22 protein-coding genes are annotated in these 23,894 nt (G+C 41.3%); 17 read left to right on the forward strand and 5 right to left on the reverse strand.

All coding sequences use genetic code 11. The features are described from left to right. The first annotated feature begins 58 nt into the window (after positions 1 to 58). From MHI46_RS04620 to MHI46_RS04660, 9 genes are all read left to right on the forward strand, one after another. The gene (locus tag MHI46_RS04620) at positions 59 to 961 is read left to right on the forward strand and encodes an amidase domain-containing protein (RefSeq protein ID WP_260775586.1); all 903 of its coding nucleotides are present in this window, start codon (positions 59 to 61) and stop codon (positions 959 to 961) included. A gap of 43 nt (positions 962 to 1,004) precedes the next feature. After that, complete coding sequence (gene trmL, locus MHI46_RS04625; protein ID WP_034282301.1) at positions 1,005 to 1,478, forward strand: tRNA (uridine(34)/cytosine(34)/5-carboxymethylaminomethyluridine(34)-2'-O)-methyltransferase TrmL; 474 nt, start codon at positions 1,005 to 1,007, stop codon at positions 1,476 to 1,478. Positions 1,479 to 1,650: 172 nt separating this feature from the next. Continuing rightward, the gene (locus MHI46_RS04630) at positions 1,651 to 2,358 is read left to right on the forward strand and encodes a YrpD family protein (RefSeq protein ID WP_039177393.1); all 708 of its coding nucleotides are present in this window, start codon (positions 1,651 to 1,653) and stop codon (positions 2,356 to 2,358) included. A gap of 376 nt (positions 2,359 to 2,734) precedes the next feature. Further along, positions 2,735 to 4,630 (forward strand): PrkA family serine protein kinase, encoded by a 1,896-nt coding sequence (locus tag MHI46_RS04635; RefSeq protein ID WP_107163795.1) that lies wholly within the window; start codon positions 2,735 to 2,737, stop codon positions 4,628 to 4,630. Positions 4,631 to 4,756: 126 nt separating this feature from the next. Further along, on the forward strand, positions 4,757 to 5,920 hold the full coding sequence (yhbH, locus tag MHI46_RS04640; RefSeq protein WP_034282299.1) for a sporulation protein YhbH: 1,164 nt from the start codon (positions 4,757 to 4,759) through the stop codon (positions 5,918 to 5,920). A 364-nt stretch (positions 5,921 to 6,284) separates the two neighbouring features. Beyond that, the gene (locus MHI46_RS04645; RefSeq protein ID WP_039177397.1) at positions 6,285 to 6,917 is read left to right on the forward strand and encodes an HlyD family efflux transporter periplasmic adaptor subunit; all 633 of its coding nucleotides are present in this window, start codon (positions 6,285 to 6,287) and stop codon (positions 6,915 to 6,917) included. Positions 6,918 to 6,956: 39 nt separating this feature from the next. Next, entirely contained in the window at positions 6,957 to 8,576 is a 1,620-nt protein-coding gene (locus tag MHI46_RS04650) for a DHA2 family efflux MFS transporter permease subunit (protein WP_106025342.1), read from the forward strand. Between the two features lie 17 nt (positions 8,577 to 8,593). Next, entirely contained in the window at positions 8,594 to 9,118 is a 525-nt protein-coding gene (locus MHI46_RS04655; protein WP_024425322.1) for a flavodoxin family protein, read from the forward strand. Positions 9,119 to 9,131: 13 nt separating this feature from the next. Beyond that, positions 9,132 to 9,491 carry a hypothetical protein gene (locus tag MHI46_RS04660; protein ID WP_039177402.1) on the forward strand — a complete coding sequence of 120 codons (360 nt, stop codon included), beginning with the start codon at positions 9,132 to 9,134 and terminating at the stop codon, positions 9,489 to 9,491. Between the two features lie 112 nt (positions 9,492 to 9,603). On the opposite strand, the gene cspB is transcribed toward MHI46_RS04660, so the two are convergent. Continuing rightward, positions 9,604 to 9,804 (reverse strand): cold shock-like protein CspB, encoded by a 201-nt coding sequence (gene cspB, locus MHI46_RS04665; RefSeq protein ID WP_008349061.1) that lies wholly within the window; start codon positions 9,802 to 9,804, stop codon positions 9,604 to 9,606. Positions 9,805 to 10,015: 211 nt separating this feature from the next. Further along, the gene (locus MHI46_RS04670; RefSeq protein WP_260775600.1) at positions 10,016 to 11,107 is read right to left on the reverse strand and encodes a diguanylate cyclase; all 1,092 of its coding nucleotides are present in this window, start codon (positions 11,105 to 11,107) and stop codon (positions 10,016 to 10,018) included. 97 nt (positions 11,108 to 11,204) lie between these two features. Between MHI46_RS04670 and MHI46_RS04675 the strand changes: the two genes are divergently transcribed. Beyond that, positions 11,205 to 11,585: a hypothetical protein gene (locus tag MHI46_RS04675; protein ID WP_260775602.1), complete on the forward strand. Its 381-nt coding sequence runs from the start codon at positions 11,205 to 11,207 to the stop codon at positions 11,583 to 11,585. Positions 11,586 to 11,619: 34 nt separating this feature from the next. Here the strand turns inward: MHI46_RS04675 and MHI46_RS04680 are convergent, their stop codons facing one another. Next, positions 11,620 to 12,018: a hypothetical protein gene (locus MHI46_RS04680; protein ID WP_039177410.1), complete on the reverse strand. Its 399-nt coding sequence runs from the start codon at positions 12,016 to 12,018 to the stop codon at positions 11,620 to 11,622. A 151-nt stretch (positions 12,019 to 12,169) separates the two neighbouring features. Between MHI46_RS04680 and MHI46_RS04685 the strand changes: the two genes are divergently transcribed. Both MHI46_RS04685 and MHI46_RS04690 read left to right on the forward strand, forming a co-directional pair. After that, a complete protein-coding gene (locus MHI46_RS04685) occupies positions 12,170 to 12,676 on the forward strand; it encodes a YhcN/YlaJ family sporulation lipoprotein (RefSeq protein ID WP_034282294.1) in 507 nt (168 codons plus the stop codon). Positions 12,677 to 12,832: 156 nt separating this feature from the next. After that, on the forward strand, positions 12,833 to 13,708 hold the full coding sequence (locus MHI46_RS04690) for a hypothetical protein (protein WP_039183037.1): 876 nt from the start codon (positions 12,833 to 12,835) through the stop codon (positions 13,706 to 13,708). A gap of 26 nt (positions 13,709 to 13,734) precedes the next feature. Here the strand turns inward: MHI46_RS04690 and MHI46_RS04695 are convergent, their stop codons facing one another. Beyond that, positions 13,735 to 14,379 (reverse strand): spore coat protein, encoded by a 645-nt coding sequence (locus MHI46_RS04695; RefSeq protein WP_342503139.1) that lies wholly within the window; start codon positions 14,377 to 14,379, stop codon positions 13,735 to 13,737. A gap of 144 nt (positions 14,380 to 14,523) precedes the next feature. Here MHI46_RS04695 and MHI46_RS04700 point away from each other — a divergent pair, with 144 nt between their 5' ends. The 3 genes from MHI46_RS04700 to MHI46_RS04710 all read left to right on the forward strand — a co-directional run bounded on the left by MHI46_RS04700 (position 14,524) and on the right by MHI46_RS04710 (position 21,511). Then, positions 14,524 to 17,904, forward strand: coding sequence for a CheR family methyltransferase (locus tag MHI46_RS04700; RefSeq protein WP_260775616.1), 3,381 nt, complete (start codon positions 14,524 to 14,526; stop codon positions 17,902 to 17,904). Between the two features lie 87 nt (positions 17,905 to 17,991). After that, positions 17,992 to 20,898 (forward strand): 5'-nucleotidase C-terminal domain-containing protein, encoded by a 2,907-nt coding sequence (locus MHI46_RS04705; RefSeq protein ID WP_342503140.1) that lies wholly within the window; start codon positions 17,992 to 17,994, stop codon positions 20,896 to 20,898. Positions 20,899 to 20,944: 46 nt separating this feature from the next. After that, positions 20,945 to 21,511, forward strand: a complete 567-nt coding sequence (locus MHI46_RS04710) for a class D sortase (protein ID WP_041089565.1) — start codon at positions 20,945 to 20,947, stop codon at positions 21,509 to 21,511. Between the two features lie 37 nt (positions 21,512 to 21,548). Here the strand turns inward: MHI46_RS04710 and MHI46_RS04715 are convergent, their stop codons facing one another. Next, a complete protein-coding gene (locus MHI46_RS04715) occupies positions 21,549 to 22,457 on the reverse strand; it encodes an RluA family pseudouridine synthase (RefSeq protein ID WP_342503141.1) in 909 nt (302 codons plus the stop codon). Positions 22,458 to 22,566: 109 nt separating this feature from the next. On the opposite strand from MHI46_RS04715, the gene MHI46_RS04720 reads away from it, so the two are divergent. Beyond that, positions 22,567 to 22,914 (forward strand): DUF5365 family protein, encoded by a 348-nt coding sequence (locus tag MHI46_RS04720; RefSeq protein WP_041089569.1) that lies wholly within the window; start codon positions 22,567 to 22,569, stop codon positions 22,912 to 22,914. Between the two features lie 310 nt (positions 22,915 to 23,224). Further along, positions 23,225 to 23,890 (forward strand): HAD family hydrolase, encoded by a 666-nt coding sequence (locus tag MHI46_RS04725; RefSeq protein WP_041089572.1) that lies wholly within the window; start codon positions 23,225 to 23,227, stop codon positions 23,888 to 23,890. Positions 23,891 to 23,894 lie beyond the last annotated feature (4 nt).

Here is a 23,894-nt window from a genome sequence, read left to right on the forward strand (position 1 = left end):
CCCTGTGAACATAGAATGAACCAAACAGAGATTTTAAAAAATGTTTGGTGGTGTCTGTGTGAAACAATTATTAGAGAAAACTTTAGAAGACAGGCTGGCGTATTTAATCAATGACCGTGCAATCAAGCAGCCGCAGCTTATGTCTGATGTGGAAGCAGTAGAGCGGAAAAAAGAGCTTTTTGCTAGAAGACAGGTTGAAATTGTGAAGGCGAAAGCAAAAACAAAACTTCTCGATTCATCCATTCAAGATGATGGTGCTCAGCATGTGCAGTATCTTGCTCATCTCACATATGTCTGCAAGGATGTAGACGATTCTTTTTATTTAGAGGAACAGGTGGAAAAAAGAGAAGCATTTCTTTATAACGACATGCTTGTCAAAGATCGGATGATGCTAGAAGAGCGGCAAAGGGAAGAGCTTATGGATGAGCGCTTTCAGACCGAAGAACAATTGGGCAGAGCTTTTCACTATGACCGGCGGGCAGCCGTGCAGTATGCGGAGACATACTGGAATAAGCGGAATCCAGCCTATAAAAATTTTGAAGATAACTGTACAAATTTTATTTCACAATGTTTGAAAGCAGGGAATGCGCCAACAAGAGGATATCCGAACCGCGGGTCTGGCTGGTGGGTGCGTCCGCATACGTGGAGCTATAGCTGGACGGTGGCTCATGCGATGAAAAATTATTTAGCGAATTCGAAAGCGGGTTTGAGAGCAAAGAAACTAAAGGAAGCGCACGAGCTTCAAATTGGAGATGTCATTTGCTACGATTTTGAAGGTGATGGAAGGTATAATCATACAACCATTGTTGTTGATCATGACAAAGGCGGAATGCCTCTTGTGAATGCACAGACGTATGACTGCCGCATGCGTTATTGGTCATACGAGGATTCGACCGCCTATACACCTGCTATTCGATATATGTTTTTTCACATTTTGGACGATGCCGCGAAAGGTAGTTAGTGGTATAATGTTGAGCGGAAAAGAAAATTAGAGGTGAACTTTTTTGGGACTTCATGTCGTTTTATATCAACCAGAAATTCCAGCTAATACTGGAAATATTGCGCGTACATGTGCAGCAACAAATACAACCCTTCATCTGATTCGTCCGCTTGGTTTTTCGACAGATGACAAAATGCTGAAGCGTGCAGGACTCGATTATTGGAAATATGCCAATGTGGTCTATCATGATTCACTTGATGAATTGTTTGAGGCTCATCCGAAGGGGCAATTTTTCTATATCACAAAATTTGGTCAAAAGCCGCATACGACATTTGATTACTCTCAGCTGGATGAAGACTATTTCTTCGTCTTTGGCAGAGAGACAAGTGGATTGCCAAAAGATTTGATTGAACAGAATATGGATCGTTGTCTTCGTTTACCGATGACAGAGCATGTTCGTTCCCTGAATCTGTCGAATACGGCAGCCATTCTTGTATATGAAGCACTTCGCCAGCAGCAATATCGCGATCTCATATAAGATCATGATAAGAGCCGAGATACTGATCTCGGCTTTTTTATGTGAGATAAGATACAGACAGATGAAAAATATGACTTAATTATACTTTTTTTGACATGTTAAAAAATAGGTAGTATGATAGATTGTGATGACGTTTTCAAAAAATGATGAATCCATTAGGAGGAGTAATGAGATGAAAAAGCTACTGATCACTAGTGCCATCAGCTCAGCAATTTTAATGGGGACGATTCCAGTCAGTATTCCAGGACTCTCTCAGACGCAGGAGATAGAAGCAGCGCAGCTATCAAAAGGGATTGGCGGGCGTACTTATATCAATAGTAACGGATCCATATTGGTCACAAAAATTCAGCTCCCTCCCGCAATGAGTGTGTCAAATGGTACAGCTTATATTTATTCTGGATTCACAGGTTCAAAGGAAGCGGATATTGGGCTTCAATACAGTCCAACCTATAATGTGTGGAAACCTACGATGAAAGTAGGAGCAAATAATCAAGAGACATATATCGAAGGAAAAAACGACTTTACGTATACAAAGGGATTTAAACCTGGAAGTACTGTTCAAATGACGATTTATAAAAATTTGAATGGGCATACAAGAGCGACGTTCTGGGGTACAAATAATGTTGGCTATACCGGCCGCATTATTACAGAAATTCAAAACTCAAACATTGGCGCTGTGACTAAGTGGAAACTACTGTCGACGGTAGCAGTAACTGACGATATTTATCGAAAAGACATCCGTGCGAACTTCTCTACTCGTTTTACTGACATCACATTAGATAATCGTGCCGTCACACCTGTGGTCGATACGCAAGACTTTACGAAGGTTCAGGTGTCAGGGAATACAGTGAATATGCAAGTGCTGAAAACAACGAACTAAATGAAAAAAGGATGTTCCGCAAATGGAACATCCTTTTTTTCATTTCCCAGGCTTGCCTTCGTAGCCAGCAGTGAAAATGGATACTAAAAACGTAATGATGACGCCCATCATAATGACCGTTCTCATATAAGCTCCCCCTTATCCCTTTGTTCCGTTCGCTGCCTGTTTCATATGATGTGAAGTTCACCTTGAAAAGCAGGAGAAGAAAATCATTTTTCTCCTATTTTTCCTTTATTATGAAGGGTCTTGCGGATGGTTGTCAATTCAGTTTGCCAATTCGTCATTTTGAAGAACGAAAGCATGTAATAGGACGCCTCCGCATAGATTGTAAAACAGTATCTGATTTCTAGCTTCAATCTTGAAAGAGGAGGTTCATATGGATATTTTAAAGAAAATCGAACAGCACAGAGAAGAAGAGCAGCGTCTCAAATGGGAAGGCACATTCAGCGATTATTTAGACATTATTAAGGAAAATCCACTTGTCGCTCAATCTGCTCATTCTCGCGTTTATCATATGATTAAAGACAGCGGGATTGAAGAGGAGAATGGGGTCAGAACCTACAAATTTTTTGATCAGGAGCTGTTTGGGTTAGAGGAATCACTCGAAAGATTAGTGGAGGAATATTTTCACCCTGCTGCAAAGCGGCTGGATGTCAGGAAGCGTATTTTATTACTGATGGGACCAGTAAGCGGAGGGAAATCGACGCTTGTCACTAGATTGAAAAGAGGACTTGAAGAATATTCACTGACAGATCATGGCGCAGTTTATGCGATCAAAGGCTGCCCTATGCATGAAGATCCGCTTCATCTTATTCCGCAAAATTTGCGGGAGGATTTCTATAGAGAATATGGGATTCGTGTGCAGGGGAATTTGTCGCCTCTGAACATGATGAGACTGGAAGAGGAATATGGCGGTAGAATTGAGGATGTAAGGATCGAGCGGATCTTTTTCTCAGAGGATAAACGGACCGGCATTGGTACCTTTAGTCCGTCTGATCCGAAATCTCAGGACATTGCCGATTTAACAGGAAGCATCGATTTTTCAACCATTGCCGAATTTGGATCAGAGTCAGATCCCCGTGCGTACCGCTTTGATGGAGAACTCAATAAAGCAAACCGAGGGATGATGGAGTTTCAGGAGATGTTAAAGTGTGACGAGAAATTTCTATGGCACCTCTTGTCATTAACGCAGGAAGGAAATTTTAAGGCAGGAAGATTCGCCTTAATTAGTGCAGATGAATTGATCGTCGCCCATACGAATGAAACCGAGTACCGATCATTTATTTCAAATAAAAAGAATGAGGCTTTGCATTCAAGAATTATTGTGATGCCAATTCCTTATAATTTAAAGGTCACAGAAGAAGAACGCATTTATCATAAAATGATTTCAGAAAGTGATGTCTCGGATGTGCATATTGCCCCGCATACGCTGAAGGTAGCAGCAATGTTCTCCATTTTGACGAGATTGAAAGAGCCGAAGCGTTCTGATATTGATTTGGTGAAAAAAATGCGTCTGTATGACGGAGAAAGTGTCGAAGGCTTCCAGTCAGTCGACATTGATGAGATGAAAAAGGAATTTCATGATGAAGGGATGAGCGGAATTGACCCGCGTTATGTAATCAACCGAATTTCATCTACCATCATTCGAAAGAACATGGAATCGATCAATGCACTGGATGTCCTTCGCTCTTTAAAAGAAGGGCTTGATCAGCATCCATCTATCTCCAGCGAGGACCGGGAACGTTATTTGAATTTCATCTCAGTCGCGCGAAAAGAGTATGATGATATTGCGAAGAAGGAAGTGCAAAAGGCATTTGTGTATTCCTATGAGGAGTCTGCGAAAACGCTGATGGATAATTACTTGGATAATGTTGAGGCTTATTGCAATAAAAACAAGCTGCGTGATCCGTTAACGGGTGAAGAAATGAATCCTGATGAAAAGCTCATGCGTTCAATTGAGGAGCAGATTGGCATTTCTGAAAACGCCAAAAAAGCATTTAGAGAAGAAATTCTGATTCGTATTTCGGCTTATGCGAGAAAGGGAAAACGCTTTGATTATAATTCTCATGAGAGATTGCGAGAGGCCATTCAGAAGAAGTTGTTTGCCGATCTAAAAGATGTGGTGAAAATTACGACATCGACGAAGACACCGGATGAACAGCAGCTGAAGAAGGTCAACGAAGTAGTGGCTAGATTGATTGATGAGCATGGCTATAATTCAACAAGTGCAAATGAACTTTTAAAATATGTAGGCAGTCTTCTGAATCGTTAATAAATGAAGGAGGCATTATTGGCGCATCAGCACCGGTAATGTCTTTTTTAGAAATGATCGTCAACTTGGATGACGATCAGCATAGGATAAAGGAAGAATTGTGCAAAAATGTGAGGAGGGGGATGGATGTCCCGGCAAGAAAAAAGTCAGTTTATTGTGTCTCAGGAAGACTGGTCCCTCCATCGAAAAGGCTATGACGACCAGCAGCGTCATCAGAAAAAAGTCAAAGAGGCGATTAAAAACAATTTGCCGGATCTTGTCACAGAAGAAAGCATCATCATGTCGAACGGAAAAGATGTTGTGAAAATTCCGATTCGTTCATTAGATGAATATAAAATTCGGTATAACTACGACAAAAATAAACATGTGGGTCAAGGGGATGGAGACAGCGAGGTGGGCGATGTTGTTGCGCGTGACGGCTCAGACAGTAAGCAGGGTCAAGGAAAGGGGCAGGGCGCTGGAGATCAAGCTGGTGAGGATTATTACGAAGCAGAAGTCTCATTAATGGATCTCGAGGAAGCACTGTTTCGTGAACTGGAGCTGCCAAACCTCAAGCAAAAGGAGCTTGACGACATCATTGTCGAACAAATTGAGTTTAACGATATTCGCAAAACCGGGTTAACAGGAAATATCCACAAAAAACGAACGATGCTCTCGGCATTTAAACGAAATGCGATGACAGGGAGTCCTTCCTTTTATCCCATCTACCCGGAGGATATCAAGTATAAAACGTGGAATGAAGTGACCAAACCAGAGTCGAAAGCCGTCGTTTTGGCGATGATGGATACGAGCGGAAGTATGGGTCTTTGGGAAAAATATATGGCGAGAAGTTTTTTCTTTTGGATGACACGTTTCTTACGGACAAAGTATGAGACAGTTGATATTGAATTCATTGCTCACCATACAGAGGCGAAGGTGGTAGACGAAGAACATTTCTTCTCTCGGGGGGAGAGCGGGGGGACCATTTGCTCGTCTGTCTATCGAAAGGCACTAGAGCTCATAGACGAACGATACCCGCCGTCGCGGTATAATATTTATCCTTTTCATTTTTCTGATGGTGACAATTTGACATCAGATAACGCCCGGTGTGTGAAACTTGTTTCTGAGATCATGAAAAAAGCCAATTTATTTTGCTATGGTGAAGTGAATCAATACAACCGGCATTCTACGTTAATGTCAGCATACAAGCATATTCAGGATGAGAAATTTAAGCATTATATTCTGAAGCAAAAATCAGACGTTTTTCTCGCACTAAAAAAATTTTTTCAGCAGGAAGAAGTTCATTCATAACGAGCACATTTGAAAAAACCTTTCAGCATAAGGGCTGAAAGGTTTTTTGTGTGGAGAAGGAAGGGATCACCAGAAAAAAAGTAAAACTTTCTCTTTGACATTTCAATTTTCATTTATTAATATTTAATCTTGTTAAATATAAGTTTTTCAAAAAAGATGCCGATCGTCTTTTCTTCTTTTTCTGCTCCTTGCTCATAATTGAACAATAAATATAAATGGGCTGCACACCATGTTTCGGGCGGGGGTAGATCAAGGGAAAAAGACAGATTGTTGAGCTTGTTTCATATTCTGTCAGATGATGGGCATTCTAAGTTTGCTAAAGCAGATGACACTATATTTTTATACATGAAAGGAGAAACAAAACATGAACAGAGGGCGTTTATTGCTAACGAACATTATTGGCCTTATTGTAATTCTTGCCATTATTGCCGGAGGTGCTTATTACTACTACGAAAGCACAAACTTTGTCAAAACAGATGAGGCTAAAGTGACAGGTGACATGTATCAAATCACAGCACCAGCAGCTGGACAAATCAAAGGCTGGGATATCAACGAAGGTGACGAAGTGGAAAAAGACAGCACGGTTGCAAAAGTTGAAGGACAAACAAAAACAAACATTAAAGCAGTGGCTGATGGCACATTAGTCAAAAAAGAAATCCAAAACAACCAACAAGTGCAGCCTGGTACAGTTCTTGGTGAAACAATCGATTTAAGCAAGCTTTACATCACAGCAAATATTAAAGAAACAGATATTAAAAACATTGAAAAAGGCGATAAAGTCGACATCGTTGTAGATGGAGATCCTGATACAACATTTGAAGGAACTGTTGAACAAATTGGTTATGCGACAAACTCAACATTCAATATGCTGCCAGCAACAAATTCAAGTGGTAACTATACAAAAGTAACGCAAAAAGTAGCAGTGAAAATTTCAATTAAAAATCCATCAGACAAAGTACTTCCAGGTATGAATGCTTCTGTCAAAATTTCATCTTAATGATGATTGATATCAAAAAATGAAAGGAGGTTGTCTGAGATGGCAAATCAACCTGCAGCGACAAAACAGGGAGCAGGCTCCTTGTCTTTACTGATCATTTTAATGGCCGGTTTGTTCGTAGCGATTTTAAACCAAACGCTTTTGAACGTAGCTATGCCCCATTTAATGACAGAATTTAATGTGAGTGCAACGACGATTCAGTGGCTGACAACAGGCTACATGCTTGTCAACGGTGTGCTGATTCCGTTGTCTGCGTTTTTAATCACACGTTTTGGACAGCGTAGCTTATTCCTAGTGGCCATGATCTCATTTACACTAGGTACATTTATTTGCGGTATTGCGCCAAACTTTTCAACCATGCTCATCGGCCGTTTGATTCAGGCTGTCGGCGGCGGTATTTTACAGCCGCTCGTCATGACAACAATCCTTTTTATTTTCCCTCCGGAAAACAGAGGGAAAGGAATGGGGATTTTCGGTCTTGCGATGATGTTTGCTCCTGCAGTAGGACCAACATTATCTGGCTACATTATTGAACATTATTCTTGGCGTATTATGTTTTACGGACTTGTGCCAATCGGTGCGATTGTCATTATCGCGGCTTTCTTTATGTTTAAAAATATTGTAGAGCCTAAAAAAATCAAGCTGGACAGTCTTGGTGCGATTCTTTCAATCGTTGGTTTTGCTTCCCTTCTTTACGGAGTGAGTGAAGCAGGAAGTGATGGTTGGACAGATCCGATCGTCTTATCTACGATTATTATTGGTGCGATTGCGATTATTCTCTTTATTTTCCAACAGTTGAAAGTTGATAATCCGATGCTTGATTTCCGCGTATTTAAATACAGCATTTTCTCATTATCAAGTGTTATTAACATCATTATTACGGTTGCCTTATATACAGGGATGTTCTTACTTCCGATTTATCTGCAAAACCTCGTTGGGTTTACGGCATTGCAATCTGGGCTATTAATGCTTCCAGGGGCACTTGCGATGCTCATTATGTCCCCGATATCAGGGATCTTGTTTGATAAATTTGGACCTCGTCCGCTTGCGATTGTGGGGATGCTCATTACCGTTGTCACGACATATGAGTTCACAAAGCTGACCATCGATACTTCTTATAGTCACATTGTGCTCATGTATGCAGTACGTGCATTTGGTATGTCACTTCTTATGATGCCAGTTATGACAGCAGGGATGAACCAATTACCACAGCACTTAAACAGCCATGGTACAGCGATGTCTAATACATTGAGACAAATTAGCGGTTCCATCGGGACGAGTTTGATCACAACGATTTATACGAATCGGACGACATTCCATTATTCCAATATGGCGGATCAAACAAATACAGCCGACCCGCTCTTTATGAATTCATTCCAGGCGGCTGTATCGAATGTGATGCATCATATGGGCATGACAGCAGAAGCTGCTCAAAAATATGTATCCACCCAGCTCTTTACGAAAGCACAGATCGATTCAAACGTGATGGGTATCAATGATGCTTACATGTGGGTGACATTATTCTGTGCGGCTGGTGTCATTCTAAGCTTGTTCCTGCGAGATGTTCGTAAGGATAAAAAGCGAAAAGAACAGCAGCATGAGAAACAAGAAATATCATTGCTTCCAGCACCTAAGGAAGCAAACCAAGATGCAAGATAAGTGTGGAGGGACCGTACATGAAAATTTATGTTGTATACGATAGTGAAGGTGACCATACAAAAGCACTTGCAGAAGCGATTGCAGCAGGCGCAGGTGAAACAGAGCAAGCTGAAGTATTCATTGATCACGTGAAAGATGCAGACATTCGCAAGCTTGATCAAATGGATGCGATCATTTGGGGCTGCCCTGGTCACTTTGGTACCATTAGTTCTGGGTTAAAGACATGGATTGACCGTCTTGGCTACTTATGGGCAGAAGGAAAACTAATCGATAAAGTCGGTGCTGTTTTCTGTACAACTGCTACAACACACGGCGGTTTAGAAATGACAATGCATAATTTGATTACCCCAATGTTCCACCAAGGAATGCTTGTTGTCGGCCTTCCTGGAAATGTTCCAGAGAATGCTTTATACGGCTCTTACTATGGAGCTGGTGTGACATGTCCGATCGATTCTGATGAATTGATTTCGACTGAAGGCATTGAACTTGGAAAAGCACTAGGAAGACGTGTAGCATCAGTCACTGCATCATTTAAGCGATAAGGAGAGGGTTCTTTTGGCGACGATTATTGTAGCGTTAGTAGCTGCTGTTCTAGTCATTATTGGATTAGTAGCGTTCAATGTCAGACACGCATCGGCCGATAAGGAAGAGATCAAAGAAGATGTCTCCAATCAGCCTGACGTGCCGCATAGCGAGCCAGAAGCTGTGGCGAGACCTGTAGAGCCTGAAGTTGAAAAAAAAGCGTCAGAGCCTTCTCAAACAGATGATGCTGCGTCTGGCGACGATTTCTATAGACAGGCGCTTCAAAAGTTTAAACAGCCAGAACCACCTGTCAAAGAAGAAGAACCAGAAACTAAAATGAATGATGATATGTATCGTTCTGCTTTGCAGAAGCTAAAGCAGAAGGATAAATAAAAAAGAGAACCTCTCATCAGGTTCTCTTTTTTATGGAACAAAAAAACCGCCGGCAGAAGCCGGGCGGTTTTCCTTCACTCTATAAAGTGCTAAAAGAGCAGATGCTCTTAAATTACGCTTTGTTAACGTTAGCAGCTTGTGGTCCACGGTTACCTTCAACGATTTCGAAAGAAACTGATTGACCTTCTTCTAAAGTTTTGAAGCCTTCGCCTTGGATAGCAGAGAAGTGAACGAATACATCGTCTTGACCTTCTACTTCGATGAATCCGAAACCTTTTTCAGAGTTGAACCATTTTACTTTACCTTCTAACATGAAATTTCCTCCTAAAGCGATCTTAACGCTTAAATTCACTATTCTTGCTCTTACACAAACTTCAAAGACGAAAACTCTTACAAAACTTTCTTCTTAAAGATGATACGAACAAAAATAATTACCTTTACTTTACCAGTGTTTGCGGGAAAAAACAACTGTTATACGAAAACTTTTTTAAAAATAATTAGCGCTAACAAATTGAGGAAAATGCCTATGTCAAATGGTCTTTTTTTCTCTCTGAAAAGCTCACTCGATTTCGGCCGGACTCCTTCGCTTTATAGAGCTCCTGATCAGCTATAATCGGTAATTGCTTAATGTCTGCACTAGTTCCATGAGAATAAGCACATCCGATTGATACTGTAGTGTGAATGGACAGACCGTTTTTTAAATAAATCGGCTGATCTGCTATTTTTTTTCGTAAGCGTTCTGCAATCTGCCATGTTTTTTCAATTGTACAGTTTGGTAGAAGGACAGCGAATTCTTCACCGCCAATCCGCCCAATATAATCAGAGCTTCTTGTGTTTTTAATCAGCCTTGTACCAATTTCTTTTAAAACGATATCTCCCTCATGATGCCCATATTGATCATTAATGGTTTTGAAGTAATCGATGTCTAGGTAAATAAGGGACATTTGATGGATAGGCTGCTTCAACTTCTTAGTAAAAGCATCACTTAATACCTCATCGAACTTCCGTTTATTTAAAACACCTGTTAAAAAGTCATAATGAGCTTGGAATTTATACAAATTTAACAGCTGATATGCTTTTGTTTGATGCTCAATGACATAAAAGTTAAACAATCCAGCAATATATGAGAAAATCCAATAAGTAGAATGCAGTTGAAATGATGTCTCATGCACGACCATGATAAACAGGCTTGTGGCCATCACATTACCAATCGTAAGGGATAACAGCATTTTCACAACATGATTCATATGACGCTCTGCAATCAAAAAAGAAGAAGCTGCGATAAACATCATGGAAAAAATATTGATGGAAGAAGCGATGTTGGCTTCAATTAATAACCGGCCAATGATGACAACAAAGGCTGCAATCATTGTTTGGACGATGCCTCCATAAAAGGCCGTTAAAATAAGGGGAATATGTCTTAAATCGATGATCGCTGGTCCTGTTTTAATAGAGAAGAACATTAAAAGGACACCGAGTAACCCAGAAAGCATGCCTTTGCATATTTGTCTGAGCAAGGTATCTTCTTTTTTTAGAAAATTCTCTTTAAACACAAGCATAAATAAATAATGGAAAGTAACAAGAATTGTTAAATTAATAAAGAGGTCTCTTAGCAAAATAGAATCACCTTTTTAAAATTACTAAAATTTGTTGCAAAAGAAAAGGGTAAAAAGGATAATTAATAAAAATTTTAATGAAGAGGAATTGAAGAAAATGCGAGGAAAACGCTTTCCAGATCAAACGGACTGGCTTTCTTTTTTTGAAAAAATGCCAGATGCCGGATTTGAAAAAGAAATGCCGGTTGAATATCAAGATTTGACGTTTCGATTCGAGAATCAGGAGGAGCGATTTGTTGTGGACATGTCGCTTGCTATGCGGGAATTTACCTTAAAGGTCGTTCGAAAAAGGACCGAATCCGTTTTAGGCATATATGATTTTAAAACAGTGCAGCATGTAGAGATAAAAAAAGATCGGAAGGAAGAAAAGGAGCTTTTGCTGATATTAGAGCATCATGACGACTTCCTCACAACAATCGAAATCTCATTTTTACCTTCCTTTTGTCTCATGGTCAAAGAACATTTTTCTGGAGAATAAACAGGAGCCTCTTTTTATGAAGGCTCCTGTTTTATTATTTGTGCTCGATGTCATTGATGACTTGCTGGATTGATTCATCATCCATCACATTCATCACATTTTCATCAATGTGAAGAGATTGCGCATAAGACTCTCTTGGCTGATGGGTTCTTGTTGGTGATTGGTGCTGGTTTGTTTGATTTGGCTGGACAGCTGTGAATGCTTGCTTGATCATTTGTCCAACTTCACCTGTTCCTTTTGATTCTTTATGTGAGTGGGACTCATGGCGAGATGAGTTTTGGTGCTGATGGTTTGCGCCTGTCATCATTGAAGACATATTCATTTGTGCCATGCTTTTCAGCCTTCTTCGTAAAACTGGGGAGAATAATGCAATGATAGCTGTTGATACTGCGATCATTGCGCCAGTGCTCATACCTTTTCTTTTTTTAAACAAACGAATCCCTCCATTTGGTCGTGATGATTCTTCATCATGTTTAGGATGACCAAACCCAGCTGAATTATGAATTCATTTTACGAAAACAGAGGATGTGTGCATAAAAAGCCGGCTGGATGAAAAACCTATGAGCAAAAGGAGGGAATAATTGATGAATAAGAAATGGATGCTATCTTTACTGCTCGTGCCAACATTAATCACCGCTGGGTGTGGAATGAACAATCAAGGCGATGAGCGTAGAGGAACAATGAAAAGGCAATATGAAAATGTCACATATAAGAATGACAACATGAGACAGGATCAGCCAGATGTTCAAACACCTCAGAAGGTCAAAGTGGCAGATAAGGCGTCAGAGCTTGTAGCGAATATGTCTGAAGTGAAAACAGCGAACGTGCTTGTCACTGGAAAAAATGCATTTGTAGCCGTTGTGCTTGAAGGCAATAAAAGCGGTGATGTGACGGACGATCTGAAAAAGAAAATTTCAGACAAAGTCAAATCAACGGATCAACAAATCGACAACGTGTATGTATCTGCTAATCCAGACTTTGTCGATCGTATGCAAGGGTACGGAAAACGTATTAAAAGCGGAGAGCCAATTTCAGGATTCTTCGATGAATTTACTGAAACGGTTAGACGTGTCTTCCCTGAATCAAAATAGCTACGACAAAAGCCGTATGTCATATGCGGCTTTTTTGTTTGGAACCGCACCTCGCGTACCTGACTGCATAAAGTAAAAAATATATCACCTCTTGTTGATCTTTGTTTCTTCATAGAAAGAGAAAGAGGGTGCAGGATGAATTCAGGTGGGGAGCAAATGAAAGCCAAGCCGTCATTGATTCATAAAAAACTTGTAGGCGGAATGATTGCAGCAGGTCTGATTTTTTATGCTTTCACCGCGTACTTGATTTATGTTGCGTTTCAGCTGACAGGACAATATTTAGAGCAGCAGTCTTCTCCTAAAACGATTATAACGGAGGGACTCAATAAGCAAGTATATGAACATATTCGAATCTACTATGCAGAGGAAGAGGAAGCTTTTGTTGATCTGACAATAGAGGCTTTGAAACAGGCAGAGAAGAGGACAGCGTCAGTGTTTCAATTTGAAGCTGACAGACCTTTAGACGTTATTTATTTTGATGATAAAGAGTCGATCGAACAAATGGCAGGGATCAAGCATATTACTGGATTTTACTCTGATCATGATCAAATGATAGGATTATATCCAGATAAACGGGAAGCATTATTGAAGAAAGAGACACTGCCTTTATACTTTTTCAATACGTTGTTTATTCATGAGTATGCTCATTTTGTTTTCTATGAAAAGGTCCATTCATATGAAGTGTCTCCAGGAATGTTTCCGCTTTGGTTCCACGAAGGAACAGCAGAATGGACGGCCTATGACGTGTTAAATGCTACGTCTGAACGCTTCGACGTGATTCCTTTTCAATCTCTTCATTCTGATCAAGACTGGCAGAATTCCCGGGTGACGTATGAGACAGATGTATATTTACAAAGCTATTATATGATCTATGAGCTGGTGCAGCTTTGCGGACGAGGCGTCATACATGAAATCATAGAGGAAACTGCGAAAACGGGCCAATTTGCTAGCGGCTTTGAACAGGCGACGGGGAAGAGGCTCACAGATTTTGAAGATCAGTTTAAAGTCATGTACCAAAGAAAAAACGGCTGACCAAAGAAGGGGGTCAGCCGTTTTTCTTAATGAAGAGGCTTTTGTTGATCGGCCTTACTAGGAGGCATTTGAACCTGCCCCTGAAGCTGTGCAAAAGCTGACGTCATGGCGGTCATGTCTTGTTTGGAAAGCTGAGGAACTTGATAGTAGCCATGCTTATTTTGATACAAGAAAATTTCATACGCCATTTCGATAAAGTTCGGAATCTGCGCAGCAAGCACACGTCTGACAACAGGGTTTGTTACTTCTAATGCTGACATTGAAAGTAACCCGGCGTGTGATTTGACTAGGCTGAGCATGTGTCCTGTGATGCCTAAGTCTTTTACATCCTGTAGTGACTGGTTCGGCTTCTTCGGCTGAGAAGGTTTGATTCCGTATGTCACTTGAGTGTGTTCTTTCATCATATAAGTAGCGGTTTCTTCACTAGGCTTTTGGCCTGTAGAAAAACAATCTACAGTGACATTGTACTGGGATAAAACGAATTGATATTGTCGATCCATGATGTCGGATAATGCAGGATCTTGAATAAATTGCCGCAAGATCATATATTGATCCAAAATATTAATCGTGCCGGCTAAAATTTCATGTAAATCGAATAACTCATGCCCGCCATGGTTGAGCTCAGGCTGCTGAGCGCTTCCTTGAAACATTGGCTGCTGATCGTTTTGCATTGAGATTCCTCCTTCTGTTTATACACTCTGTTTTAATGTGAGGATGTTTTCACGATTTCATGCAAAAAACATTATTTACAATTAGAGGGTTTTCTTTCTTTTTGTCGAAAAAAAGTATCAGACGAATGAACATGGGGGTACCAGATGCAGGACAAAATCATTAATCGTTTGATAGAAGACGAACATGTGCAGACACCAGTGATCGGCATCGGTGTTTCGCCGTTTGAACAGCATCATCTTGAGGCTTTTTTTCAATCATTACCACATGATTTAAATGCCTCTTTTATTGTTGTGCAAAATCATGTGACAGGCGATTGTATAACAGATTTGGAAGCACTTGTTTTACCGATTGGCTACCGGGCAAAAACGATTAAACATGGTGAGAAAGTCATGAAAAAGACGATCTATTTTTGTCCGCAGCATGCAGCTGTGACGTTAACGGAAGATCACCGGCTTCATGTATCTGAGCAGCTGCCAACAAACAAGGCATGCTCTGTCAACTCGCTTTTTAAGTCACTTGCCAGTGTTCAAAAGGAAGAGGCATTTGCGATCTTTTTTCAAAAAGGTCATTGTGTGGGAAGTGGGTTGCTTCAGTTGGTTGAGCAAGGCGGTACAGCCTTATCGTGCAGTGAGGTAGAGAGTGGTTTTGACAGTATGTATCATCACACATTCAAAAATCCATCCACTCTTGCGGCATATATGGCCAATATCATCAATGTTCCGCATGCTGATGAGATGGATCCAGCTTTACTAAGAATCATTGAACGTCTTGAAATGTATAAAGGGATTGCCTTTTCAGCCTATGAAAAGAAAAGGCTGCTTTCTGTCATTCAAAAGCGTATGCGCACTGCAAACGAGCCGATGTCATTATTATCAGAGTACGATCGTTTATTAGAAAGAGAACCAGATGAGCTTGATCGCCTGCACGCTCAGCTCCTAAGCGGCACGACTACTTTCTTTAGAGATACGGAGGCTTTGCGAGTATGTGAACAGAAGGTGATACCGTCAATCATTGACCATTCAATGAACAACGGGAAATCTCGATGCCGAATTTGGATTGCGGGATGTTCGACAGGGGAAGAAGCTTATTCTTTTACAATTTTATTTTTAGAAGAAATGAAGCGAAGAGATGTGTCCATTGAACTTCAAGTCTTTGCGACAGATATCAACCGAAAAGCCATTCAAATAGCTAGTAAAGGTCTTTATTCGAGAGAATCTATGGCAAGCATACCGGAAAAATGGCGGGCGCGATATTTCGAAAAGAAAGGTGACGCTTTTATTGTGAAGCAGTCGCTTAGAAAACATATTGTTTTTGCTCCTCACAATTTATTGATTGATTCACCATTTATCCACCTCGATTTTATCAGTTGCCGAAATGTTCTGATGTACTTTGAGCCAGAAGTGCAAAAACGAGTATTATCCCGATTCCAATATGCTTTAAAAGATCAAGGGGTGTTGATTTTAGGGCCAAATGAAACTGTCCCCAATATCCCTCGATTGTTTCAATTGTTCAATGAGAAGTGGAACATTTACACCCATTCCAACGTTCCTGCACCTAGTGTCCCTTGGGTACATGACGCTCGTGATGCCGAGTTAAAAAAACGAGCTGCACAATATATGAAGGATGTAAGCGAGGATTATGATGCATGTATAGTCATTAATGATTGTAACAAGATCCTGGCAATGTCAAATGGGGCCTATTCTTTCTTAGACCATGTAGAAGTGTCAGATCAATCATGCGAATATGTGACACCTAAATATTTGAAAGAGATGTTAAGTCAAACCTTTCAAAAGGTATGGACTGACGAGACAGAGGTTGTGTTTCAGCATGTTCTCATTTCGGAAAAAGGAAAAAAGCAGTATGCGGATTTTACTGTAAAGAGTTTTGATCGCCGTTTTAAAGGAGTATACGTCATTCTTATTCGAATGAATGAGAGAGGAAAAAATCAAAAGAACAGCAGGGAAAATGGGATGTCAGATCAGAATTCAGTCTATCAACAGCGTATTGTCGACTTAGAAAATGAACTAAATGAAGTCAAACAAAAAGAGCAGGAGGCAAGGGCTCAATTAAAAGCGAAAAACACGCAAATAGCGGAGCTTGAGAAAAAACACGATCATTTTATTAATATCATAAACAACTTAAGGGTAACAAGGGAAGAACTGTATAGACCTTCTGTCAAGCCGGAGCTTACGACGTTGTTTGTGGACCGAGACATGAATATTCGCTACTACACTCCTACAGCTGCCTCTTTATTTACTTCAGCTCAAATAAGGCACCAGCAATCCTTTCAGTCGATGGCTAAGAAACTTACGCAGGAAACGCTCTATCATGACATACAATCCGTTATCTCGGATAAGCGCGTCATCGAACGAGAAATTGAAACGAATGAAGGAGAACAATTCACCGTTCACATCACACCTATCCTTGACCAAGATCATGAGGGAGCGGTGATGACGTGGATTAAAATGACGGAAATGACAAAAATCAAACAGTCACTTCATCTAGCGGTAACAGCACTGGATAATAGCCATATCCATATTGTTGTTGCAACTGAGGAAGGAGTCATCCAATGCGTGAATCAGCGTTTTTGCCAGTTTGTGCAGCAGCATGAATATGACCTGATCGGCAAAGATATCTTTTCTGTCTATCATTCGCTGTGTCAATGTGATGATTTAGAAAAGCAATGGGACGTTTGCTTAAAAGAAGGCAGCTGGACAGGTGAGCTGTACTTTCAGGATTTATCAGGCCGTGAACGATGGGAGAGGGTCTCTTTACATCGAATTGATGATCCTGACAAAATGCAGTCTACCGTGATGCGGATTTCAGAGGATATTACGAATCAAAAGCAGTCAGAGAAGATGCTAATGAAGTCAGAGATGCTGTCCGCAGTAGGTCAGCTTGCAGCCGGCATCGCCCATGAGATAAGGAACCCGCTGACGTCGTTAAAGGGATTTTTACAGCTGATGATTCAAAGTAAGAAATATCAGAAGGATTATGCAGATGTGATGATGTCTGAATTTAATCGGCTTGAAGCCATTATTAATGAATTCCTTGTGCTCTCTAGAAGCAAATCGGTGAAATTTGAGCCGGTACAAGTCAATCTTCTGCTCGAAGAAGTGATCATGGTCGTTGAATCACAAGCGGTTTTAAAAGGCGTGTCTATTCAAAAGAATTTGTCTCCGTCGCTGCCAAACATTCAAGGTATACCGAATGAACTGAAACAAGTTTTCTTAAACATTCTTAAAAACGGTATTGAAGCGATGGATGGTGTGACAGGTGTTATTCAGGTCACATCCGTATTGGAACATAATCAGATGATGCTGATCTTTGAAGACCAAGGTAAGGGCATACCAGAAGACGAAATAGGGAAACTGGGTGAACCTTTTTATACAACGAAAGAAAAAGGGACTGGCCTTGGTTTAATGATGACGATTAAAATCATTGAAAGCCATGGCGGCAGCATTCGTTTTGAAAGCAAAAGCTTCGAGGGGACACGGGTGATTATTACGTTTCCAATGAGCTAGCAGACATAAGATTTACAAGAAATCCATCTACCATCAATATTTACTTAGTACACTATGAGAGATGAAGCTCGGAAGGGGAGAGGTCTAATGAAACGTGTTCGATCCATTCGAATGATCTGCTGTTTGGTTTTGGTGATCTTTAGTCTGCAAACTTTACTGCCTGGCATGATCACAGCAGAACAAGCCAGTGCGTCTGAAAAGAAGGAAACGGTATGGAACCAAAAGAAGCCAATGAAAATCAAGAAAGCCGCCCGTCAGCTAATCGGAGAGACAGTGACAGTGAGCGGAATTGTGACAGCAGATCAATCTGCTATAGGCAATGGGAAACTGTCAACGTACATTCAAGACAAATCAGCTGGAATCAATATATATTCAGCACAGCCTGACAACTTCCCAGAACTAAAAGCGGGCATGAAGGTGACAGTATCGGGGAAGATCACGTCTTATAAAGGACTGATTGAAATTGTGCCGGATCGAGACCGCCTGAAGATCGATGGTGTGAATCAAGCCTTGCCAAAGCCGAAGCGAGTCTCCGTGAAACAACTAGAAACGGATCAGGCACGTAAACATGAAGGAAAACTTGTGAAGGTCAAGGGCTATGTTGAATCAAAACCAGAGCAGCCGGCTGGCAGTGGATACAATGTGGTGATCATTGATAAAAAATATCACAGCACCACCCTTAGAGTGATGGTGGATACAAGTACCATTGATGAAGTGAAGACAGGGAAATGGTATGAGTTTACAGGAGTGTTAAGCAGGTATGATACGCTGCAGGTGCTTCCACGACACAAGGGTGATGTCAGCCTGCTGAAACGCCAGCCAAAGCCGCCAAAAATCAAGAAAGAGTACGAGGCAACGGTTGACCGGGTGGTGGATGGAGATACGATTCATTTAAAGAAGCCTGTGCTTGGTACAACAAAGGTGCGCTTTGTGAATATGGACACGCCGGAAACGTACCATAAGCCAAAAAATGAATTAGATCAAAACCAGCTGCATTTTGGACAGAAGGCGGCGGACTATTTAAACACACTTCTTTCAAGCGGAGATAAAGTCACATTAAAGATTGGTCCAGAAGCGAAGGACGGCTATGGACGTCTTTTAGCTCAAGTGAAAACCAAAAAAGGGGTCAATACGAATTTAGAGCTTGTGAAAAAAGGATATGCTCCTACGTATTTCATCTGGCCGGTTGGAGATGAAAAGGATTATCAGACGTTCCAAAAAGCTGTCAAAGAGGCGAAAGAAAAAGGGCTTGGCATTTGGAATGAAGCAGATCCGCTGCTGGAACAGCCGTTTGAATTTAGAGCACGTGAACAGAAAAAAGGACTGACACGATACGTCGGTGATTCATCAGCGAAAACGTACGTATCGCCTGACAGCTGGAAAGAAATCGCTGTAGATAAACGCATCTTTTTTGCTTCGAAAGAAGAAGCAGAACAGGCTGGCTATCAGCCGGCAGAAGGAACTGGGGAAGTCCCATTAACCATTTTAAGCATGAATGATTTACACGGGAAAATTGATCAACAATACGAACTGGATCTGAAAGGTGATGGCAATAAAGGAACATACGGACGGATGGATTATGTGGCGGCTTATATGAAACAAAAACAAGCAGCAAACAAAAATACGATCACAGTCCATGCTGGAGATATGATTGGCGGCAGCTCTCCAATATCTTCTCTTCTGCAAGATGAACCAACGGTTGAACTCATGGAGAACATTGGCTTTGATGTTGGCACGGTCGGCAACCATGAATTTGATGAAGGGGTGGACGAGCTATTACGTATCATAAATGGTGGAGAACATCCTAAAGGCACAAAGGGATATGACGGACAGAATTTTCCGCTCGTTTGTGCAAACTGTGAATACAAGGATACAGGTAAACCACTTTTACCTGCTTATGAAATCATGGATGTCGAAGGAATCCCTGTAGCATTTATCGGTGTTGTGACAAAGTCAGCCGCAGGAATGGTCATGCCAGAAGGGATTAAAGACATTCAGTTTACAGATGAAGTTAAAGCGGTAAATGAAGCTGCGAAGGAATTAAAAGAAAAAGGGATCAAAGCCATTGCGGTTTTAGCTCATATGACAGCATCGCAAAATGGAGATACCATCACTGGAGAGAGTGCGAAGCTTGCCAAAGAAGGCGATGATGAAATTGATGTCATCTTTGCAGGGCATAATCACGAAGTCGTAAACGGAGAGGTCAATGGGAAATTAATTGTTCAAGCCTTTGAATATGGGAAGGCCATTGGCGAAGTTAATGTAACACTTGACCGCAAAACGAAGGATATTGTCAAAAAGAGTGCAAATATCCAGTATGTAGACCAGTCTGGTATTGAAAAGGACAAGGAAGCAGCCGGCATCTTGGCTCATTACGGGAAAGAAGTTGAGCCGATTATTAGTGAGGTAGTTGGAGAAGCTGGTGTCAAAATGGAAGGCGGCTATTCAAATGATGGAGACACGCCGCTCGGTAATTTGATTGCCGATGGTATGAGATATTCTATGAAAAGTGATTTTGCTATGATGAATGGCGGCGGGATCAGGCAAAACCTTGAAAAAGGGCCGATTACGTGGGGAGATCTGTTTAATATTCAGCCCTTTGGCAACGTTTTAGTTAAACTTGAGATTAAAGGGAAAGACTTGGCTGAAATCATTGAAGCGCAAATTTCTCCTCAATTTGGACCAGATTATAGCATTTCAGGCTTTTCATATTCCTATGATCCAGTAACATATAAAGTAGTCGACTTAAAGCTTCCAGATGGTTCAGCCGTTGCGCTCGATCAAACGTATACACTCACGGTGAATAATTTTATGGCAACTGCAACTGGCAGTAAATATGCACCGATAGGACGGCTTGGGAAAAATCCTGAAACAGGTCCAGAGGATTTAGAAGCTACTGTCGCTTTTGTGAAGAGCTTTGAAGGAGCTTCCATTGTGTATCAAAAAGAGGGACGCATTCAAAAAGCAAAACAAGAAGAAAAAGCAGCAAGCTAATGACCGTATCATCTAAGAGAAATGTAACAGGTAAAGGAGTTTAAGCATGAAAAAGTGGCTTGCACTTACTGTGATGACAGCAGGAATTGTCTTGCTCGGCTGGGGAATTTGGCAAATCGCCTCTACGCACCTTCAAACGGCACAATCATTAGAAGATGCAAAGAAAGCGGTAGCGGACGATCAAGGGATGTCAAAGAAGCAGTTTTCTCCTGATGTGGGGAAAGCCTCTGGCATCCTGACGATTCCGAAATTAAAAGCAGACCTTCCCATTGTCGAAGGGACAGATGCGGATGATCTTGCCAAAGGAGTCGGGCATTACAAAGGCAGTTATTACCCAGATCAGAAGGGACAAATCGTCCTATCTGGCCATCGTGACACGGTGTTTCGCCGAACAGGTGAACTGAATATTGGGGATCAGCTGAAAATCACTGTGCCGTATGGTGAGTTTGTTTATGAAATCACACATACGAAAATCGTGGATCAGCATGATACTTCCATTATTACTTTACAGAATAAAAAGGAAGAGCTGGTGTTAACGACATGCTATCCATTTCATTTCGTCGGCAATGCACCAGAGCGGTATATTATTTATGCAAAAAGAGCATCTGTCTAAATAAAAAGAGCCTGCATTTGATCAGCAGGCTCTTTTTTTAATGGATGATTTCGTCCATGAGCTGAGACATATCTAGAGGAAGCGGTGCTTCTATGCTCAGGTGCTCACCTGTAAAAGGATGTGTCATGTCTACTTGTTTGGCATGGAGAGCGCATCTGTTGATATGATGACGAGCTCCGCCATAAAGTGTATCTCCGGCTAAAGGGTGCCCGAGACTGCTAAGATGGACTCGAATTTGATGTGTTCTTCCAGTCTCTAGTTGCAACTTGACGGCTGTCATTTGCAGACGTTTATTACTGTCCATGACCCGAAAGTGAGTGACAGCACTTTGACCAGTAGGAGAGATTCTTCGTCTGACGGCATGATGCTTGTCACGGCCAATCGCTGCATCAATAGTGCCTTTCTTTTTCTTGAAAAGTCCTTCTGCGATGGCGATGTAGGTTCGGCTGATCGCTTTTTTAGAAAGCATTTGATCAAGCACAGCATGAGCTAATCTGTGTTTAGCAAAAATGACCGTGCCGCTTGTGTCTTGATCAAGTCTGTGAATATGTCTCACTCGCTTTTCCTCGCCATTTGCTTGAAAATGAAAGGCCACAAGGTTTGCCAGTGTGCCCATTTGTCCCTTTTCATTCGGGTGCGTCGGTCGTCCAGCGGGTTTTTGTACAATCAATAAGTGCTCGTCCTCAAATAGCACCTCTAATTCACCATATTCTGGCGTCACATCACTATCTTCCGTTTCAAATAAATCGATCAGTATGTGATCACCTGTACTGACTTTTGCCGCCTGATGGGCAGGCTTTTGATTTAAACGTACTTTTTGATGCTCCATCCAAAAATGGATAATCGGTTTTGAAGCCGACACGGCTGTTTTTAAAAACTGACTCAGTGAAGTATCTTGATGCTGCTCACCTACTTTTAGCGAGAGCGTGTGTCCTTGAATGTTCATGATATCCGTTCCTCTCTTTGGGTATATATAGGAAACACTTACCTTGGCGAACGCCTTTTTTTCTGTGCTATTCTGAAAGGAGAAATAACGACAGAGAGGTAGATGTCACGTGAGAATAATGAAAGCTGCTACAGACCTGCAAGAGCAGGCAATTGAAGAAATATCAAAGGATGTTGAAGATCTTCTATCCCATGCTGTCGGTGAAGACCCAGCTGCGCGCCAAAAAGAACGCCCGCTAACCTTTGTTGAAGGGGTTTATAACGGAACGATGGACGATGCTTTTCGTATTTTATCGGGACTTCAGCTATTACATACCATTATTGTAAAACCTAAACGCCATATTACAAAGTGTGATCGTGAGCTATTCGAGCGAAACCGTGAGCAGGTCAATGCATGCGGCTTTTCTTTCCCGTTTGATTTAGACGATTTTGCCAGCCGCCGCCTTCAAAATGCGTAAAAGTTGGTGTGAACTTCCTTGTTAACTTACAAGGCTGCCGCACATACTATTTTTAAGGGAACGGAGAAACCTTTAGATCTGTAATACCAAACCCGCTCTTTTTCAACATTGCCTATTTCTCCACGAATCGGAGCGCTTGGATCTCTTGCAGAATGAACCGAACACGGGTAGGAGCCTGACAAAATGGTACAGGCTCCTTTTATACATAATTATTTTAGCAGACATTCATCTTTGAAAGTCAATTTTATTCACGATATGATAGCATTGAGTATCATATTAAAGACTTTCGTAAAAAAAAGGAGTGGCCTCGTTGGTAAAGGCGATTATATTTGATTTTGACGGATTAATTTTAGATACAGAAACACATGAATATGAAGTTTTACAAGAAATGTTTGCGGAGCATGAGTCAGAGCTGCCTCTTTCCGTTTGGGGCAACGTCATCGGGACGCAGGCAGGCTTTAAGCCGTTTGAATACTTGGAAAAACAGCTAGGAAAGACGCTCGATCATGAGGCACTCACAGCGGACCGGCGTTCTCGTTTTCAAAAGAGAATGAAGGATGAATCAGCACGACCTGGCGTAGAAGCTTATTTACAGGCAGCAAAAGAGCTTGGAATCAAGATTGGACTTGCTTCCAGCTCAGACTATAAATGGGTGTCTGATCACCTAAAGCAAATTGGTCTTTTTGATTACTTTGAATGTATCCGCACGTCAGATGATGTGGAAGAAGTCAAACCTCATCCAGAGCTTTATTTGCAAACCGCAAGCTGTTTAGGTGTAGAGCCAAAGGATTGTGTGGCTTTTGAGGATTCAGTGAATGGATCAGTGGCTGCCAAACGGGCAGGCATGAAATGCGTCATCGTCCCAAACAAAGTGACGAGCACGCTGCAATTTGAAGAATATGATGTGAGATTAGAATCCATGGCTGAAATCGAATTGCTCCAGCTATTCCATCAGCTTGAAAAAGAGGATCAGTAAGGGG

Source organism: Bacillus sp. FSL K6-1000, from assembly GCF_038630785.1.
In the GTDB taxonomy this organism is placed as follows: Bacteria; Bacillota; Bacilli; order Bacillales; family Bacillaceae; genus Bacillus; species Bacillus safensis.

Excerpts from the sequence above, each read along its gene's own strand:
- MHI46_RS04675 (WP_260775602.1), top strand. The coding sequence starts at position 11,205 with ATGCGAGGAAAACGCTTTCCAGATCAAACGGACTGGCTTTCTTTTTTT.
- cspB (WP_008349061.1), bottom strand. The coding sequence starts at position 9,804 with ATGTTAGAAGGTAAAGTAAAATGGTTCAACTCTGAAAAAGGTTTCGGA.
- MHI46_RS04715 (WP_342503141.1), bottom strand. The coding sequence starts at position 22,457 with ATGAACATTCAAGGACACACGCTCTCGCTAAAAGTAGGTGAGCAGCAT.
- MHI46_RS04710 (WP_041089565.1), top strand. The coding sequence starts at position 20,945 with ATGAAAAAGTGGCTTGCACTTACTGTGATGACAGCAGGAATTGTCTTG.
- MHI46_RS04705 (WP_342503140.1), top strand. The coding sequence starts at position 17,992 with ATGAAACGTGTTCGATCCATTCGAATGATCTGCTGTTTGGTTTTGGTG.
- MHI46_RS04655 (WP_024425322.1), top strand. The coding sequence starts at position 8,594 with ATGAAAATTTATGTTGTATACGATAGTGAAGGTGACCATACAAAAGCA.
- MHI46_RS04685 (WP_034282294.1), top strand. The coding sequence starts at position 12,170 with ATGAATAAGAAATGGATGCTATCTTTACTGCTCGTGCCAACATTAATC.
- MHI46_RS04650 (WP_106025342.1), top strand. The coding sequence starts at position 6,957 with ATGGCAAATCAACCTGCAGCGACAAAACAGGGAGCAGGCTCCTTGTCT.
- MHI46_RS04695 (WP_342503139.1), bottom strand. The coding sequence starts at position 14,379 with ATGCAAAACGATCAGCAGCCAATGTTTCAAGGAAGCGCTCAGCAGCCT.
- yhbH (WP_034282299.1), top strand. The coding sequence starts at position 4,757 with ATGTCCCGGCAAGAAAAAAGTCAGTTTATTGTGTCTCAGGAAGACTGG.
- MHI46_RS04630 (WP_039177393.1), top strand. The coding sequence starts at position 1,651 with ATGAAAAAGCTACTGATCACTAGTGCCATCAGCTCAGCAATTTTAATG.
- MHI46_RS04635 (WP_107163795.1), top strand. The coding sequence starts at position 2,735 with ATGGATATTTTAAAGAAAATCGAACAGCACAGAGAAGAAGAGCAGCGT.
- MHI46_RS04645 (WP_039177397.1), top strand. The coding sequence starts at position 6,285 with ATGAACAGAGGGCGTTTATTGCTAACGAACATTATTGGCCTTATTGTA.
- MHI46_RS04700 (WP_260775616.1), top strand. The coding sequence starts at position 14,524 with ATGCAGGACAAAATCATTAATCGTTTGATAGAAGACGAACATGTGCAG.
- MHI46_RS04690 (WP_039183037.1), top strand. The coding sequence starts at position 12,833 with ATGAAAGCCAAGCCGTCATTGATTCATAAAAAACTTGTAGGCGGAATG.